This window comes from Massilia rhizosphaerae (assembly GCF_016093545.1).
GTDB lineage: Bacteria > Pseudomonadota > Gammaproteobacteria > Burkholderiales > Burkholderiaceae_D > Telluria > Telluria rhizosphaerae.
Genome location: NZ_JADKYX010000004.1, coordinates 163,631 through 180,093, shown reverse-complemented (window position 1 = coordinate 180,093; position 16,463 = coordinate 163,631). Strand labels below are relative to the sequence as shown.

Below are 16,463 nucleotides of genomic sequence, written 5' to 3'. Positions count from 1 at the left end.
CGCGCCCCTGCCGCTTTTCCCCTACGGCGTTGCCGCAATTTGGCAATTTTTCTGATGACTCTTACTTTCCTGGTGGCCTGCGATATGGACAAGACGAAGGTTCCCCCCCACATGCAACCCCTGCCGCCGTTCAATCCCCACATTGCCTCTTTCGAATGCCAGACCGAGGCGAGCAAGGTACCGCCGATCGACGCCCAGGCCGAGGACTGGTTCCTCGAGGCACGCGCGTTGGAGGATCTAACGTTTTATATCGACGTGGATTACAAGAAGGTCGTCCAGCTGACCCGGCAGGCCGCCGAACGGCATCACTGGAAAGCGATGCTGAACCTGGCCAGCCTGTACGTGGAAAGACACGACCCGCCGCGTGGCGAGACCGAGGCCGTGGCCCTCGTGTCCGAGGCCATGGAACTGGGCGTGCCCGCCGCCTACGACAGGATGGGTACGTATTACCTCAACGCCACAGGCGTGAATGGCGATCCCGACCGGGCCTACGCATTTTTCCAGAAGGCGGCAGCGATGGGCAGCCCACACGCGATGGCTTTCCTGGGCGAGAAAATGGATGCGGGTGCGGACAACCTGAAACCGGGCTACTGGGGAAATATCCCAATTGCGATCAAGATGTTCGAATGCGCGCTGGCCCAGGGTTACGGCCCGGCCGCCGAAGAACTGGAATTTATGTATGACGTGCCAAGGGCACCGGATGGCTCGGAACTCGGCAGGGCGACTCCACAAACCCGAGATCGTGTGATGCGCGCCCTGCACGAGGGGGTGAAGGGCGGCTGCGAGAACTGCGCTATCAGCTTGTGGATCGAGTTCGACCATCCAATGCATACCGAAAGAATGTTCGTGCCTTTCATCGACAAGGCTCGCGCCCAACGTTACTACATGCTCGGCAACGCACTCGAGTCCAACCCCGACCGCCGCTTCCCGAACCTCGACAAGATCCTGCCCCTGCCGCCGGCCCCGCTACCGCCATGGGACGGCACCCGCGAAAGCCTGCTCGCCGCAGCCATGGCCGTCGTGCCCGCGACAGAGACGCCGGCACCGACCGAAGCTTCGCTCAGGAAGGGCCGCTACTTCCTCGACAGCGCCTATGCGTTCCGCCCTGTAGCGGAAACGACCGACGCGCCCCAGGCGCCTTTCGCCAGCTACTGGCAACCGACAGCGCCAAAGGAATCCGCCGAGGTACGCGCCTTCCTGGCCACGATTCCGCCCGGCCTGTACAGCAGGGGCGAGGCATTCGAACAGCCGCGCTACCCGAGCGGCACGGGACGGGGAGCTATTGCCGGGATCGTCTGGCAGCGCGTGCTTACCATCCACAACAACGGCGGCATGGTCGCGCCGCGCACGGCGCTCAGGCTGTCGCGGCAAGTCCCACGGTTATCACCGCCCGTGGAATGTAGCGGGAACAAGGTTTGTCCGATCACGGGAACCTGGCAGCCATGGCTCGCGCCAGGCCATCCGCTGGAACAGGAAGTCAATCAAGCGTGGCGGCAGCGCTGGCTGACCGCCGGACAATCCTTCCCCGATCCCAAGCGCGACTGGATGTTGCCGCTGGACAGTGCCGAGTTGAAATGGCACCTGCTGGAGGTAGATAAGCCAACGGAGAAATGACTCACACTGGCCATGTCGCAAGGTCGCTCGTGCAACTCCGTTGCTCTGGACAGCGCACTGCGGCAGGCCGGCCATCAATCAGCATCGGGAGGTGATTGAACATGAAGCATGAGGGGCGGGGCGTAGTTCGCTTGAATGACAAAACCGACCATGGCGGCCAAGTCATTTCCGTTTCGTCGGGCACAATTGTGATGGGTACTGAAGCGGCGCTTGCCGACGATGTCACCTTCTGTCCCAAATGCAAAGGAAAGTTTCCTATCAAGCCAGACGGTGCCGGCGCCAAACACAAGGGGCGCGCCTACGCCTATGACAGCGATCTCACCGCTTGCGGTGCGAAGTTAATTTCCTCGGTATGAGGATCGTGCAGCGTATCGCCCAGCTTGTTCCGTTTGGCATCGCACTCCTGGGCAGTGAACAGGCTTGGTCTCATCATGGCTTCTGATCACCCGAACAGCCCGTGCAAATACCACTTCGGCCCGTCCTCGCCCGTGCCGAGGCGTTCCCGGTACACCCAGTACAGCGTGTGATCCTGTCCCTCGGCGATAAAATAATCGCGCGTTTCCGGGCCGTCCCACCAGCCGGCCTCGATGCGTTCCGGGTTCGAGGCCAGGCGCAAGGGCGAGCCGTAGAACGGGCGGCGGTCGCGCATCAATAGCGCGATCGGCCTGGCCAGCAGCCACGTCGGGCGCGGCAAACTCATGACGTCGGGCGGCAGTTGCGCGTTGCGGGCCTTGTCGCTGACGTTGTGCCGCACCGGCACCCAGACGTTGGCATGCTCCGGGCGGTAATCGGCCAGAGGCAGCGGCTGCAGGACGTTTTCCGGCCCCAGGCGCGCCGCCAGCAGTTCCAGCATGCGCATGCGGTCTTCCTCGCTGCCGCCCGGTTCGGGGAACAGCGTTTCGTTCGGCGGCGCCATCGGCCGCACCTGCCGGGCTTCCAACATGAGGCCGATCACGGGCGCGTCCAGCGTCAGCTTGGCCAGGCGCTCCCGGAGCAGGCGCACCAGGTGCTCGTCGCGCCACGCCGGCTCGGCCAGCGCGATCTCGATGCCGGTCGGCGCACGCGCCACCCGGCCCCGTTCGTGCTCCAGTTGCAGGACGATGCGCTCCACCGCCAGCTGGCGCGCGCACAGCCAGCCCGTCAGCTGCACCAGCAGGCATTGGGCGCCCGCCAGCAGCAGGGCGGCGTCGTCGATGCGGTCGTACAGTTCCAGCCGGGCGCGGAAGGTGTCGGGCGGCGCGATCCACGCGTGCAGCTCCGTCTTCAGGCCGTAGGCGGCGTCGAGCAGGTCGAGCAGGTCGCGCCCGCAGCGCCGCTGCAGGCCGGGGCGCGGCAGGCGGCGCAGGTCGCCCAGCGTCCGGCAGCCGATGCCGTCGAACCAGTCCGCGAACGGGCGCGCGGGCGGCGCCAGCAGCACGGCCAGCCGGTCGAGCCGGCGCAGCAGCGATTCCATCCGCACGGCGCGGCCGGCCCCGGCGCGCGCCAGCAGCCAGGCGCCGCGCGCGGTGGGCGCGCACGCGAGCGAGGCCGTGAAGCCCAGCGCGCGCACGTTCGCATGCACGCGCCGGCACAACGCGCGGATGCCGCCGAACAGGCGCAGGCTGGCGCCCACGTCCATCAGCAGCGTCGCTTCCTCGGTTTCCGTCACCTGCGGCGTGTACTGCAGCAGGGCCAGCGCCACGGCCTGGAGCGCGTCCGCCTCGAGCGCCGGCGCGCGCGCGTGGATGCGCGCGTCGGGCAGCAGCATCAGCACGCCGCCGCGGCGCATGCCGGTGCGCACGCCGGCGTCCAGCGCCGCCTGCGAAGCCGCCAGCACGCGCTCCTGCTCGAGCACGACGCAGCCCGTGTCAGTGCACCAGTTCGGTGTGAAGACCTCGAGCGGTAACCGGGGCAGGTGTAGTCCGATCCACAGGCGCATGGCGATTGGGCAGGTAGGAAGTCAAGGGAAGGAACAGGGTCGCGTCGCGGCGCGGCCCCCGGCGTTTCAGGAAGCTGATCTCGATGCCGCCGGATTGCGGCCGCAGGGCCAGGCGCAGCGGCGCCGGCGACGCGTCCTGGCCGGTCGCCAGCGGGCGCATCATGAAGAACAGGGTCTCCCCCGCCTGCGCCGCCAGGTGCAGCCGGCGCAGATGTTCGCCGCGCACGTGGTTTTGCCAGAACAGCAGCGCGCCGCAACTGCCGCTCTTCAGTACTTGTTCCGCCGCCCACAAGGCGTCCGCCGTGCGGTCGGCGCGCAGCCAGATCAGTTGCGAAGGCTGCACCCCGAGCGTGGCCAGCGCCAGCGCCTGGGGCGGATGCGGGGGTTGCAGCAATACGACGCGCCGCTGCGCGACGGCCGCCAGCGCGGGCCGCAGCAGGCGCATCTCGCCGATGCCGGGTTGCGGCAGCAGCAGGTCGACCAATGTCCCGGCCGGCCAGCCGCCGCCGGGCAAGTGCGCCGACAGGGCGAGATGGCCGGTATCGATGCAGCGCGTGCCGCCGCGTGCCAGCTGCGAAGCCAGCCAGAGCGACGGATGCACGGACTCCGGCGCTGCAGATATTGAACCTGAGCAATTCATGTATGATGCGAAGAAATACTGTATAAACATACAGTACTATTCTCATCAGGTTTTGGCAAGGTTGATCTTGTTGGATGCCAAGTTGTCAGGTTCGTTTTGTGCCAACGCAAAAAAAAGGTGGGCACGGGGTGCCCACCTTACGAGTGATTGCTGTAGGGTGGGCGCCCCGCGCCCACCATGCACGCATCACCGATCAAAACGCATGCCGGATCCCCAGGTCGACCGCCCCGTTCCCCGATCCTCCTTCGATGGAGCCGCCGACCGTGTAACTTGCCCCGTTCCGGTTGACGATGTGCGAGATCGCGGTATACAGCTCGGTCCGGCGCGACAGCGCGTAGCGGTAGCCCAGCGCAAACTGGGTCGCGTCCTGGTCGAGGGCGCCGCGGTCGTCCTTGTGGATCAACGACGCCATGAACGTGTGCGGGCCGGACGGGATCGTGGCGCCGATGAGCATGTCGCGGCTGTCGCTCGACGCGACCGGCACGCTCGCCCTGCCGTACGGGTTCGCCCCGTTGCGCAGCAGGGAGCTGTTCGGGCCTTTATTGATGCCGTACGCGGCATGCAGCTTCATGATGCCGAAGTCGTAGACGACAGCCAGCACCGTGTTCTTCGCATTGCCCGCGTTGCGCACCGCCGCCGTACCGTTGTTGCGGTTGTGGTAGCCGAGCCGCGCATGCAGCGGGCCGGCTTTGTAGTCGAGCGCGCCGCCGAATTGCCGGCCCGCCGCGCTGTCGCCCGCCACTTCGCCGGCGCCGTACACGACTTCCGCGCTCACGCCGCCGACGCCGGGCGACACGTATTTCAGCGAATTGTCCATGCGGCTGGTCGAGTTGCCGGTCGGGGCCATCAGGTTCTTCGTGTCGCCCGCGTAGCCGGAGCCGAACGGATCGGCCATCACCACCGTCAGGTATTGCGGCGTGTACTGGCGGCCCGCCGTCAGCGTGCCGAAGCCGCCCTGCAGCCCCGCATAGGCCTGGCGTCCGAACAGCAGCCCGCCCTGCCCCAGCGCGCCGGTATCGGCCTGGAAGCCGCTCTCCAGCAGGAAGATCGCGGCCAGGCCGTTGCCCAGGTCCTCGCGCCCCTTGAAGCCGAGCCGCGAGCCGGCACCCACGCCGCTCGTGATCTTGGTGACGTCACCGGCGCTGCCGCCGGTTTCGCGCACGACGGCGACGTCGACCAGGCCATACACGTTGACCGCGCTGTCGGCGGCGACGGCGTTCGTGCAAATCGCTGCCAGCGCACTGGCACACAGGATTGTTTTCATCATTGTCTCTTTCAGGTTATGTCGTTATGGTTGTTTATGCGGGGATGCCGTCGCAGCGACGGGCAACCGCCGCCGGCGCATCCTGGGGAGCGGGCGCATACCCGCCGCCGCCCGGCGTCTCGATGACGAACACGTCGCCAGCCTGCATTTCCGTGGTCGCGACGAAGCCCAGTTCCTCGACCTTGCCGCCGGCCCGCACGACGTAGTTGCGGCCGCACCGGCCGGGCTCCCCGCCCGCCATGCCGAACGGCGGCACGATGCGGTTGTTCGACAGGATCGACGCCGTCATCGGCTCCAGGAAGCGGATCCGGCGCACGCCGCCGTTGCCCCCGTTCCAGCGTCCGCGGCCGCCGGAATCCCGTGCGATCTCGTAGCTGTCCAGGCGCACCGGATAGCGCCACTCGAGCACCTCCGGATCGGTCAGGCGCGAGTTCGTCATGTTGGTCTGGACGACGTCCGTGCCATGGAAACCCTCGCCCGCGCCGGAGCCGCCCGAGATAGTCTCATAGTACTGGTACTCCGCATTCCCGAACGTGAAGTTGTTCATCGTGCCCGGCGACGACGCCTGCACGCCGAGCGCGCCGTACAGGGCGTTCGTGATGCAGCTCGACGTCTCCACGTTGCCGGAGACGACGGCCGCCGGGTAGCACGGATTGAGCATCGAGCCTTCCGGGATGATCACGTTCAGCGGCTTCAGGCAGCCGGCGTTGAGCGGGATGTCGTTGTCGACGAGCGTGCGGAACACGTACAGCACGGCCGCCATGCAGATCGAGCTCGGGGCGTTGAAATTGTTGTCGAGCTGCGGCGACGTGCCGGTGAAGTCGATGTCCGCCGTGCGCGCGGCATGGTCGACGCGGATCGCCACCTTGATCACGGCGCCGTTGTCCAGCCGGTACGTATAGCTGCCGTCCTTGAGCGCGCCGACGACGCGGCGCACGGCTTCCTCGGCGTTGTCCTGCACGTGCCGCATGTAGGCATGCACGACGTCGAGCCCGAACTGGTCCACCATCTTCAGCAGTTCCTCGACGCCCTTCTGGTTCGCGGCCACCTGCGCCTGCAGGTCGGCGATGTTCTGCGCCACGTTGCGGCACGGGTAGTCGCCCGACAGCAGCAGGGCCGCCGTCTCGCGTTCGCGGAAGCGCCCCGCCCGCACCAGCTGGAAGTTATCGATCAGGACGCCCTCTTCCTCGACCCTGCGGCTGTTCGCCGGCATCGAGCCCGGCGCGATGCCTCCCACGTCGGCATGGTGACCGCGCGACGCCACGTAGAACAGGATGTCCGTCCCGGCCCGGTCGAATACCGGCGTGATCACGGTGATGTCCGGCAGGTGCGTGCCGCCATGATAGGGGTCGTTCAGCATGTAGACGTCGCCCGCCTGCATGCGGCCGCGGTTGGCCTCGATCACCGTCTTGATGCTGGCGCCCATGGAGCCCAGGTGGACGGGGATGTGCGGCGCGTTGGCGATCAGGTTGCCCTCGGCGTCGAACAGCGCGCACGAGAAGTCCAGGCGCTCCTTGATGTTCACCGACACCGCCGTGTTCTGCAGCCGCAGGCCCATCTGCTCGGCGATGCTCATGAACAGGTTGTTGAAGACCTCGAGCATGACCGGATCGGCGTCGGTGCCGATGGCCTTGCGGCGCACGCGCGGCGCGACGCGCTGAAGCACGAGGTTGTCGTCCTCCGTGACCTCCGCCACCCAGCCCGGTTCCACCACGTTGGTGCCGTTCGCCTCGACGATGATCGCGGGGCCGGCGATGCGGTCGCCGGGCCGCGTCTGCGCGCGCAGGTACAAGGCGCTGCGGTGCCACTGGCCGCCCGAGTACACGGACACCGTTTCGGACGGCGCCAGCGGCCCGGTGCGCGGCGCCGGATCGGCGGGACGGGCGGCGGCGGCGCCGGTGTCGCCGATCGCTTCCACCGAGATCGCCTCGACGACGATCGCCTTGTCCGGCATGAGGAAGGAATAGCGCTTGCCGTACGCCTCCTCGAACTGCACCTGCATCGAGGCCACGCTGTCGTGCTGCACGATGATGACCGAATCCGTGCCTTCGTAGCGCAGGTGCGCCCGTTTGACGACGCGCACGGCCTCCTCCTCGATGCCCTGCGCCAGCAGTTCATCGGTCGCTTCCCCCGCCAGCGCATCGAGCGCGACGCGCAGTGCCCCGGCCGTTTCGTTGGCCAGTATCGTTTCCATCGTCCGCTCGCGCATCGCGGTCTGGCTCGCGAGGCCCATGCCGTACGCGGACAGCACGCCGGCGAACGGGTGGGCGAAGATGCGGGTCATGCCGAGTGCGTCGGCCACCAGGCACGCGTGCTGGCCGCCGGCGCCGCCGAACGTGGCCAGGGTGTAGTCCGTCACGTCGTGGCCGCGCTGCACCGAAATGAACTTGATGGCATTGGCCATGCTGCCGACCGCGATTTCCAGGAAACCTTCTGCCACCTCCTCCGGGGTGCGGCGTTGGCCGGTCTCGCGTTCGATGCGCGCGGCGATCTCCGTGAATTTCTCGCGCACGACGGCGCTATCGAGCGGCTCGTCGGCGTGCGGGCCGAAGACGGCCGGGAAGTGCGCGGGCTGGATCTTGCCGAGCATGACGTTGCAGTCGGTGACCGTGAGCGGACCGCCGCGGCGATAGCTGGCCGGGCCCGGGTTGGCGCCCGCGCTGTCCGGACCGACGCGCAGGCGGCTGCCGTCGAAATGCAGGACCGAGCCGCCGCCCGCCGCCACCGTGTGGATGCTCATCATCGGCGCGCGCATCCGCACGCCGGCCACCTGGGTCTCGAATTCGCGTTCCAGTTCGCCCGCGTAGTGCGACACGTCGGTGGACGTGCCGCCCATGTCGAAGCCGATCAGTTTGTCGAAACCGGCCTTGCGCGCCGTACCGACCATGCCGACGATGCCGCCGGCCGGGCCGGACAGGATCGAGTCCTTGCCCTGGAAGCGGTGCGCGCCCGTCAGGCCGCCATTGCTCTGCATGAAGAGCAGGCGCACGCCTTCCATCTCGGCCGCGACCTGGTCGACGTAGCGGCGCAGGATCGGCGACAAATAGGCGTCGACGACCGTCGTGTCGCCGCGCGACACCAGCTTCATCATCGGGCTGACCTGGTGCGACACCGACACCTGGGTGAAGCCCAGTTCCGCGGCGATGGCGGCGACCGTGCGTTCGTGGTCGCCATAGCGGTAGCCGTGCATCAGCACGATCGCCACCGAGCGGAACCCGTCCGCATGCAGTTTCTCCAGGTCGGCGCGCACGGCGGCGGCGTCCAGCGGAACGATCACCTCGCCCTGGGCGCCGATGCGTTCATTCACCTCGACCACGCGTTGGTACAGCAGCTGCGGCAGCACGGGATGGCGGTCGAACAGGCGCGGACGGTTCTGGTAGGCGATGCGCAGCGCGTCCTTGAAGCCTCGGGTGATGAGGAGCGCGGTGCGCTCGCCCTTGCGTTCCAGCAGGGCGTTCGTCGCGACCGTCGTGCCCATCTTGACGGCTTCCACGAGGTCGGGCGTGATCGGGGCGTCGGGTGCGATGCCGAGCAGGCGCCGGATGCCGGCGACGGCGGCGTCGCGGTACTGCTCCGGGTTCTCGGACAGCAGCTTGGCCGTCACCAGCGCGCCGTCGGGCTTGCGCGCGACGATGTCGGTGAACGTGCCGCCGCGGTCGATCCAGAATTGCCAGCGTGGGCGCGGCGTGTCGTTGTGGATGGTCTCTTGGTTCATGGTCTTACCTCTTCAAAATATCGGGGCGCGCGCGGGCAAAGCGCGGCCCTGGCGCGCAGGGCGCTCGTGTGACTGTCTGTGAAATCGGGATGCGGCCGCGGCGGCCGCCGGATCAGGATTCGAGCCGCTTGCCGCGGGTTTCGGGCAGGGTCAGCGCGGCCAGGATCATGATGCCGTAGGCGCCGGCCGCGAACAGGCCGATGGCGTGGCCCAGCGGGATCGATTGGCCGACGGCGCCGATCCCGAACGGGAACAGCGAACCGATCGCACGCCCCATGCTGTAGCAAAAGCCCTGGCCGGAACCGCGCATGCGGGTCGGGAACAACTCGGTCAGGAACGCGCCCATGCCGCTGAAGACGCCGGACATGAGGAAGCCGAGCGGGAAACCCAGCACCAGCATCACGTTGTCCGTCACCGGCAGCCGGGTGTAGGCCAGCGCGATCAGCATCGAGCCCACGGCGAACAGGACGAAGTTGCGCTTGCGGCCCAGGCGGTCCGTCAGGTAGGCGCTGACGATGTAGCCGATGTACGAGCCGACGATGACCATCGCCAGGTAGCCGCCGGTGCCCAGCACCGTCAGGTGGCGCTCCGTCTTCAGGAACGTGGGGAGCCAGGTCGCGATCGCGTAATAGCCGCCTTGCGCGCCGGTCGTCAGCAGGACGGCGCGCAGCGTCGTCGAGATCATGCGCGCCGAGAAGATCTCGGTGAACCGCGTCTGTTCCGCGTGCTCGCTGCGGCGCCGCTCGGCCATGAAGACGTCCGGCTCGTCCACGAAGCGGCGGATGTAGATGACGAACGCGGCGGGGATGATCCCGAGCAGGAACAGCGAGCGCCACGCCAGTTCGGCCGGCAGCAGCGAAAACATCAGCGCGTACAGCAGCGCCGATGCGCCCCAGCCCAGCGCCCATCCGGCCTGCACCATGCCGACCGCCTTGCCGCGGTCTTTCGCGCGGATGACTTCACCCATCAGGATGGCGCCGGCCGTCCATTCGCCGCCCATGCCGAAGCCCATCAGGCCGCGCATCGCGAGCAGCTGGCCGAAGGTCTGGGCAAAGCCGCTCAGGACGGTGAACAAGGCGAACCACAGGATCGTCAGCTGCAGCGTCTTCACGCGGCCGATGCGGTCCGACAGGATGCCGGCCAGCCAGCCGCCCACCGACGACGTGAGCAGCGTGACGGTGCCGATCAAGCCGGCATCGCCCTTCGACAGGCCCCACGTGGCGATCAAGGTGGGAATGACGAAGCTGAGGAATTGCGTGTCCATCGCGTCCAGCGCATAACCCACCTTACAGCCGATGAAGGTACGGCGCTCGGCCTTGGTCAGTTCGCGCAGCCAGCCGAAATGGCCTGTGTCCACACGCTCTTGTACGATCTCTTGGGTATTCATGATGTCTCCTTGTTTTAACGTCAGGTGTTTCTTATAGCGTCGCCAGCGCCGCGTTCGGCACGTCGGTGACGAGCATGTAGCCGGGGCGGTGCGTGATGACGAACGGCAGGCGCGCGGCGCGGATGGCTTCCTGCGGCGTCACCCCGCAGGCCCAGAACACGGGCACCTCGTCCGCCATCACCTCGACGGCGTCGCCGTAGTCCGGACGCGCCAGGTCGGCGATGCCGATCAGGCGCGGATCGCCCAGGTGCACCGGCGCCCCGTGGATTGCGGGATAGCGGCTCGTGATCTGGATGGCCCGGATCGCGTCCCTGGCCTTCAAGGGACGCATGGACACGACCATGTTCCCCGCGAACGGCCCCGCCACTTCGTTCGGGATGTTCGTGCGGTACATGGCGATGTTTTTATCCTGTTCGATGTGGCGCAGCGGGATGGCCGCCTGCAAGAGCATCTCCTCGAACGAGAACGAACAGCCGATCGCGAACGCGACCAGGTCGTCGCGCCACACGCCGGCCAGCGATACGGGCGTTTCCGCCAGTTCGCCGTCGCGGTAAACGTAATAGCCCGGCACGTCGGTGCGCAGGTCGAGGTCCGCGCCGAGCGCCGGCAGGTTCCAGGCGCCCGGCTCGCCCACCGCGAGCAGCGGACACGCCTTCGGATTGCGCTGGCAGAACCGCAGGAAGTCGGAAGCCTGCGCTTCCGGCAGGATGACGAGATTGGCCTGGGCGTAGCCGCCGCACGCGCCGGCGGTCGGTTTGCGGAACTCACCTGTGCGGACCAGGTGGCGTAACTCGGTCGGTTTCATGGGTTTCCCTACTGCATGTAGATGTCAATAAGCATAGATGCATCTCCTCTATCCACAAAGCCACTTATTTTTACCGGCGGCGTTAAATTTTCCCTAACACCTGACAGGCCATTATGGTTATGCTTGAAGCATTTCTTATGCCAGCCGACGCAACACCATGAACACACGCTTCCTCGAAACGCTGATCACCCTCGCCCAGTTGCGCAGCGTCCGAGCCACCGCCCGCGCCATGCACGCGACACCCGCCGCGATTTCATCGCGGATCAAGGCGCTGGAGGAAGAGCTGCAGACGGCGCTGATCGACCGCAGCACGAAAGAATTCCGGCTGACGCCGAACGCCGACTATCTGCTGGGCCACGCGAAGGCCGTCGTGGACGCGACGCGGCGCCTGCAGGAAGCGGCGAGCACGGAAAGCGCGGTCCGGGGCCGGCTCCGGCTGGGAGTGATCGAGACCGTGGTGCACAGCTGGCTCGCGCATTCCGTGCGCCAGCTGAACGCCAGTTTTCCGGAACTGGAAATCGACCTCGTCGTGGACATGAGCACCACGCTGGAAAAGCGCCTGCTCGCGGGCGAGCTCGACCTCGTCGTGGGCATCGAGGGCGTCAACAGCAGCGAGATCACGTCGGAACCGCTGGCCGTGTACCCGGTGCGCTGGATCGCACGCGCGGGCCTCCTGCCGGCGCACAAGGACGGCCTGGCCCAGCGCCTGCTGCAATTCCCGATCCTGACGTTCGGCCGCGGCACCGCGCCGCACCGGGTGCTGGAAGACATCGTCACCCGGCTCGCGAGCCTGAGCGGCGTGCCGCTCGAACAGACCCGGATCACCTGCAGTCCGTCCGTCGCCGCCATCATCCAGCTGATCCGCAACGGCTTCGGCGTGGCCGCGATTCCCTGGCTGTTCGTCAGCAATCCCCTCGAAAATGGCGAATTCATGGAAGTGCCGCTGCAGCCCGTGCCGCCGCCGATCATCGTATCGATGAGCCGCCGCACCAACGCGCCGGTGGCCGTGCACGCGGCGGCGTCCGCCGTGCGCGCGGCCTGCGCCGAATACTGTACGCAGGTGGACGGGCGGTATATCGAAAGCCTGGGGTGATCATCCTTCATTGATCTGTCTCCTTTGATGCACTGACGCCAACCAACGTTGCAGCTTAAAGGCCGCGCCAGAATGCATTACTTGTTCAATCAACAACGGGGGCATCATGGCAGTGGACGCTTACCTTCAGATCGAAGGCATCAAGGGCGAGTCCCAGGACTCGGTCCGCGGCCGGAAATACCACAAGCTCTACGAGAATCTGAAATGAAAGACTCGCTCTTGCTCCTATTTACAGGGCTGGGGCTGTCCGTGACTTCCTGGGCATTCTGGAAGTACGGGAGCAATGACGCTCTGGCCGTGTTCGTGACCGTCGGGTTCGTGTGTGCAGTGGCGGACAACGTGAAACTTCGCCGTCAGTTACGAGAAATGAGAGCGAAGACCTGAGGCTATCGCCCGGCGCGGACGGCAACGCCGGTGGCCGGGCGCGCGGCCTGCGCCGAATACTGCGCGAATGCCACCAATCTCTCTCGCACCCAGCGCTGCGCCGCATCGCCGTGATTGCGGTTATGCCACGCCATGTGGATGGCAAACCCGGGCACGGGAAACGGCGGCGCCAGCACGCGCAGGCGGCCGGCCCGGCCTTCCACCATCCGCGCCGGCACGAGGGCGACAAGGTCGGAGCGTTCGACCAGGTCCGGCACCGAGCGGAACGTCGACGCCGACACGACGACCCGGCGCCGCAGGCCCTGCGCGTCGAGCACGTCGTCGACCGGCGTCGCGAAACTGCCGCCGCGCGGCGAGACCATCACGTGTTCCAGCTCGCAAAAGCGCGCGGCACTCAGCGGACGGCGCAGCGCCGGGTGGCCCCGGCGCGCGATGAAGACGTAGCGCTCCTCGAACAGGCGGCGCGAGCGCAGCGCGCCGGCGATGCCGTCCGGCGTCAGCATGGCCACGTCGACCTCGCCCTGCTCCATCTGCGCTGCCAGGCGCGCGGCGTCGGCCGGGCGCAGGGCGATGCGCACGCCGGGCGCCTCCCGGCGCAGCGCGAGCGTGAAGTCGAGCAGCAGGGCCGACTGCACGTAGTCCGAGGCCGCGACGTGGACGGTGAATTCGTCGCGCGCGGGGTCGAACGCGCGGGCCGAAGTCACCACGTCGCGCAGCTGCGCGAGGGCCGCCGCCAGCGGCGCCTGCAGGCCCAGGGCCAGCGGCGTGGGCGTCATGCCGCGGTGGCTCGGCACGAACAGCGGGTCGCCCAGCATCTCGCGCAGGCGCGCCAGCTGGGCGCTCAGCGCGGGCTGGCTCAGGTTCAGGCGTTGCGCGGCGCGGCTCACGCTGCGCTCGGCCAGCAGCGCGTCCAGGGTCACGAGCAGGTTGAAGTCCAATCTCTTGATATCCATTTTTTGGATACTACCCCAAAAGCCGGCGGGCATTCCCTCGCCTCTCTTTCCTGCCCAGAATGGCTTCCATCGTCAATCAAGGAGTACAACGATGAAGACCGTTTTATTGGTGCACGCCCACCCCGACCCGCACTCCCTCACCGCGCAGCTGGCCACCGCCGCGCGCGCCGAACTGCGCGCCCAGGGCCACGAAGTGATCCAGTCCGACCTGTACGCGCTGGGCTGGAAGGCCGTCTACGACGAACACGATTTCCCCGACCGGCTCGATCGCGAGCGCCTGTCGTTCGTGGCGGAATCCGGCCACGCCTTCGGCACCGGCGCGCAGCCGGACGACGTGCGCGCCGAGCAGGCCAAGCTGCTGGCGGCCGATGCCGTCGTGTTCCAGTTTCCGCTGTGGTGGTTCGGCATGCCGGCCATCATGAAAGGCTGGATCGAGCGCCTGTTCGCGTTCGGCCTCGCCTACGGCTGGCGGGGCGCCGGCAACCGTTACCGCTACGGCGAGGGCGGCCTGGCGGGAAAACGCGCCTTGCTGTCGGTGACGGCGGGCGGTCCGGCCGCCGACTACGGCCCGCGCGCCATCAACGGCCCGCTGGACGACCTGCTGTTCCCGATCACGCACGGCACCCTGTTCTTCGCCGGCATGGAGGTACTGCCCACGTATGCCGTGTACGGCACGGGCCACATCGATGCCGGGGGCGTCGACGCAGCCAAGGCCGGCCTGGCGGCGCGCATGCGCACGCTGTTCGACGACGCGCCCGTTCCCTATCGCCCGCAGAACGGCGGCGACTATCCGGACCGGCACGTGCTGGCGGACGACGTCGCACCCGGCGTCGCGGGGCTGCGCGCGCACCTGCGCTGAGCCGTGCCCTCCCGATCCGGGCGTGTCGTGGGACAATAGCGGGATGACCATACTTGACGACGAGGAATCCCGCCTATGACCACGACCATGCACAAGATCGCCCTGATCCTGTTCGTGCTCGCCCTGCTGCACACGTTCGCCACCCGCATCTTCGAAGTGCTGGCCCACCGGCATCCGCGCCACGCGGGGTTGTTCCACCTGCTGGGCGAAGTGGAGGTCGTCTTCGGCTTCTGGGCGTTCGTGCTGATGATCGCGATGGCCTTCGTCGAGGGCCGCGCCGCCGCCATCGACTACGCGGAGTCGCGCCACTACACGGAACCGCTGTTCGTGTTCGTCGTGATGGTGGTGGCCGCGTCGCGCCCCGTGCTGGAGACGGCGCGCGCCCTCGTGCGCGTGCTCGCGGCGCTGCTGCCGCTGCGGACGGAAGTCGCGCAGACGTGGCTCGGCCTCGCGCTCGTGCCGCTGGCCGGCTCGCTGATCACGGAACCGGCCGCGATGACGCTGGCCGCGCTGATGCTGGCGCCGTCCGTGTTCCGCCAGGGGATGCCGGAATGGCTGAAATACGGGGCGCTGGGCGTCCTGTTCGTCAACGTGTCGATCGGCGGCACCTTGACGTCGTACGCCGCGCCGCCCGTGCTGATGGTGGCCAGCGCGTGGGGCTGGGACAGCGCCCACATGCTCACGCATTTCGGCTGGCGCGCGCTCATCGCCGTGCTGGTCAACGCCAGCGTCGTGACGTTCCTGCTGCGCACGCACCTGCGCCCGCTGGACGTGTCGATCGAGGGCGAAGCGCCCGTGCGCATGCCGATCCTCGTGCCCGTGACGCACCTGGCGGTACTGACGGCGGTCGTGCTGCTGGCCCACCATCCCGTGCTGTTCATCGGCATTTTCTTGTTGTTCCTCGGCGTCACCCAAGCCTACCCGCGCTACCAGGACCCGCTGATCCTCAAGGAAGGCCTGCTGGTCGGCTTCTTCCTCGCCGGCCTCGTCGTGCTGGGCGGGATGCAGCAATGGTGGCTGCAACCCATCGTCGCGCGGCTGGAGCCCACCTTTCTATTCTTCGGCGCGCTGGGACTGACCGCGATCACGGACAACGCCGCGCTGACCTATCTCGGCTCGCTGATCGCCGGGCTGTCCGAACATGCGAAATACATGCTCGTGGCGGGCGCCGTGGCGGGCGGCGGGCTGACCGTCATCGCCAACGCCCCCAACCCGGCCGGCGTCGCGCTGCTGCGGCGCGGCTTCAACGACGAGTCGATCGGGGCCGTCGGCCTGCTGCTGGGCGCGCTGGGCCCCACTTGTGCGGCAGCCATGTTGTTCTTGTTGTAAGTTATCTCTTGGAGCGGGACGCCCCATGTCCCGCAGCGAGGGAACCATGGATCAAGACCTGCTGGTCAGCAAGACGGGCACCATCGAGCGCTGCTGCAAGCGTGCCCGCGACGAATACGAGAAGGACCCGACCACCTTCGTCGGCGACATCACGCGCCAGGACGCGGCCACCCTGAACGTGATCCGCGCCTGGGAAGCGGCCGTCGAGATGGGCGACCACGTGCTGGCCGCCCGCGGCCTCGGCCCCGCGCACGACGAGCGCGCGATCATCACCCTGCTGGCGGACCACGGCTGGATCGAGCCGGCCCTGGCCGAAGACCTCAAGCGCACGGGCGAATTCTGCCGCGCCGAATGGGATTACCAGGCCGCGCCGCTGCCCGCGCTCGTGACCATCATCAAGCGCGGGCTGGACGATTTCGACGTGTATGCGCGCGCGCTGCTCGCGGGCGCGGCCGGCGACCCCGATCCGGATGCTGTCTAACTGGTATCATGCGCCCTTTCA

13 protein-coding genes are annotated in these 16,463 nt (G+C 67.5%); 6 read left to right on the top strand and 7 right to left on the bottom strand.

From position 1 onward, the window contains the following. Positions 1–84 precede the first annotated feature (84 nt). Entirely contained in the window at positions 85–1,614 is a 1,530-nt protein-coding gene (locus ISF28_RS08585; RefSeq protein ID WP_198116746.1) for a tetratricopeptide repeat protein, read from the top strand. Positions 1,615–1,715: 101 nt separating this feature from the next. Continuing rightward, positions 1,716–1,970 carry a PAAR domain-containing protein gene (locus ISF28_RS08580; RefSeq protein ID WP_198116985.1) on the top strand — a complete coding sequence of 85 codons (255 nt, stop codon included), beginning with the start codon at positions 1,716–1,718 and terminating at the stop codon, positions 1,968–1,970. An 86-nt stretch (positions 1,971–2,056) separates the two neighbouring features. Here the strand turns inward: ISF28_RS08580 and ISF28_RS08575 are convergent, their stop codons facing one another. The 6 genes from ISF28_RS08575 to ISF28_RS08550 all read right to left on the bottom strand — a co-directional run bounded on the left by ISF28_RS08575 (position 2,057) and on the right by ISF28_RS08550 (position 11,343). Then, complete coding sequence (locus tag ISF28_RS08575; protein WP_198116745.1) at positions 2,057–3,532, bottom strand: Y-family DNA polymerase; 1,476 nt, start codon at positions 3,530–3,532, stop codon at positions 2,057–2,059. Beyond that, positions 3,462–4,172 carry a translesion DNA synthesis-associated protein ImuA gene (gene imuA / locus ISF28_RS08570; RefSeq protein ID WP_198116744.1) on the bottom strand — a complete coding sequence of 237 codons (711 nt, stop codon included), beginning with the start codon at positions 4,170–4,172 and terminating at the stop codon, positions 3,462–3,464. The genes ISF28_RS08575 and imuA overlap by 71 nt, the downstream gene beginning before the upstream one ends. A gap of 193 nt (positions 4,173–4,365) precedes the next feature. Further along, a complete protein-coding gene (locus tag ISF28_RS08565; protein WP_198116743.1) occupies positions 4,366–5,439 on the bottom strand; it encodes a porin in 1,074 nt (357 codons plus the stop codon). Between the two features lie 31 nt (positions 5,440–5,470). Next, positions 5,471–9,151, bottom strand: coding sequence for a hydantoinase B/oxoprolinase family protein (locus ISF28_RS08560; RefSeq protein ID WP_198116742.1), 3,681 nt, complete (start codon positions 9,149–9,151; stop codon positions 5,471–5,473). Positions 9,152–9,263: 112 nt separating this feature from the next. Further along, complete coding sequence (locus tag ISF28_RS08555; protein ID WP_198116741.1) at positions 9,264–10,538, bottom strand: MFS transporter; 1,275 nt, start codon at positions 10,536–10,538, stop codon at positions 9,264–9,266. A gap of 31 nt (positions 10,539–10,569) precedes the next feature. Beyond that, positions 10,570–11,343 carry a putative hydro-lyase gene (locus tag ISF28_RS08550; protein WP_198116740.1) on the bottom strand — a complete coding sequence of 258 codons (774 nt, stop codon included), beginning with the start codon at positions 11,341–11,343 and terminating at the stop codon, positions 10,570–10,572. 157 nt (positions 11,344–11,500) lie between these two features. On the opposite strand from ISF28_RS08550, the gene ISF28_RS08545 reads away from it, so the two are divergent. Beyond that, the gene (locus ISF28_RS08545) at positions 11,501–12,436 is read left to right on the top strand and encodes a LysR family transcriptional regulator (protein ID WP_198116739.1); all 936 of its coding nucleotides are present in this window, start codon (positions 11,501–11,503) and stop codon (positions 12,434–12,436) included. A gap of 386 nt (positions 12,437–12,822) precedes the next feature. Here the strand turns inward: ISF28_RS08545 and ISF28_RS08540 are convergent, their stop codons facing one another. Beyond that, positions 12,823–13,773 carry a LysR family transcriptional regulator gene (locus tag ISF28_RS08540; protein WP_198116738.1) on the bottom strand — a complete coding sequence of 317 codons (951 nt, stop codon included), beginning with the start codon at positions 13,771–13,773 and terminating at the stop codon, positions 12,823–12,825. A 91-nt stretch (positions 13,774–13,864) separates the two neighbouring features. On the opposite strand from ISF28_RS08540, the gene ISF28_RS08535 reads away from it, so the two are divergent. From ISF28_RS08535 to hepT, 3 genes are all read left to right on the top strand, one after another. Continuing rightward, positions 13,865–14,632, top strand: coding sequence for an NAD(P)H-dependent oxidoreductase (locus ISF28_RS08535; protein WP_198116737.1), 768 nt, complete (start codon positions 13,865–13,867; stop codon positions 14,630–14,632). A 75-nt stretch (positions 14,633–14,707) separates the two neighbouring features. Further along, on the top strand, positions 14,708–15,961 hold the full coding sequence (locus tag ISF28_RS08530; protein WP_198116736.1) for a putative Na+/H+ antiporter: 1,254 nt from the start codon (positions 14,708–14,710) through the stop codon (positions 15,959–15,961). A 46-nt stretch (positions 15,962–16,007) separates the two neighbouring features. Continuing rightward, positions 16,008–16,442: a type VII toxin-antitoxin system HepT family RNase toxin gene (gene hepT, locus ISF28_RS08525; RefSeq protein WP_198116735.1), complete on the top strand. Its 435-nt coding sequence runs from the start codon at positions 16,008–16,010 to the stop codon at positions 16,440–16,442. Positions 16,443–16,463 lie beyond the last annotated feature (21 nt).

Coding starts and splice junctions, on each gene's coding strand:
- ISF28_RS08585 (WP_198116746.1), top strand. CDS start 85: ATGGACAAGACGAAGGTTCCCCCCCACATGCAACCCCTGCCGCCGTTC.
- ISF28_RS08580 (WP_198116985.1), top strand. CDS start 1,716: ATGAAGCATGAGGGGCGGGGCGTAGTTCGCTTGAATGACAAAACCGAC.
- ISF28_RS08575 (WP_198116745.1), bottom strand. CDS start 3,532: ATGCGCCTGTGGATCGGACTACACCTGCCCCGGTTACCGCTCGAGGTC.
- imuA (WP_198116744.1), bottom strand. CDS start 4,172: ATGAATTGCTCAGGTTCAATATCTGCAGCGCCGGAGTCCGTGCATCCG.
- ISF28_RS08565 (WP_198116743.1), bottom strand. CDS start 5,439: ATGATGAAAACAATCCTGTGTGCCAGTGCGCTGGCAGCGATTTGCACG.
- ISF28_RS08560 (WP_198116742.1), bottom strand. CDS start 9,151: ATGAACCAAGAGACCATCCACAACGACACGCCGCGCCCACGCTGGCAA.
- ISF28_RS08555 (WP_198116741.1), bottom strand. CDS start 10,538: ATGAATACCCAAGAGATCGTACAAGAGCGTGTGGACACAGGCCATTTC.
- ISF28_RS08550 (WP_198116740.1), bottom strand. CDS start 11,343: ATGAAACCGACCGAGTTACGCCACCTGGTCCGCACAGGTGAGTTCCGC.
- ISF28_RS08545 (WP_198116739.1), top strand. CDS start 11,501: ATGAACACACGCTTCCTCGAAACGCTGATCACCCTCGCCCAGTTGCGC.
- ISF28_RS08540 (WP_198116738.1), bottom strand. CDS start 13,773: ATGGATATCAAGAGATTGGACTTCAACCTGCTCGTGACCCTGGACGCG.
- ISF28_RS08535 (WP_198116737.1), top strand. CDS start 13,865: ATGAAGACCGTTTTATTGGTGCACGCCCACCCCGACCCGCACTCCCTC.
- ISF28_RS08530 (WP_198116736.1), top strand. CDS start 14,708: ATGACCACGACCATGCACAAGATCGCCCTGATCCTGTTCGTGCTCGCC.
- hepT (WP_198116735.1), top strand. CDS start 16,008: ATGGATCAAGACCTGCTGGTCAGCAAGACGGGCACCATCGAGCGCTGC.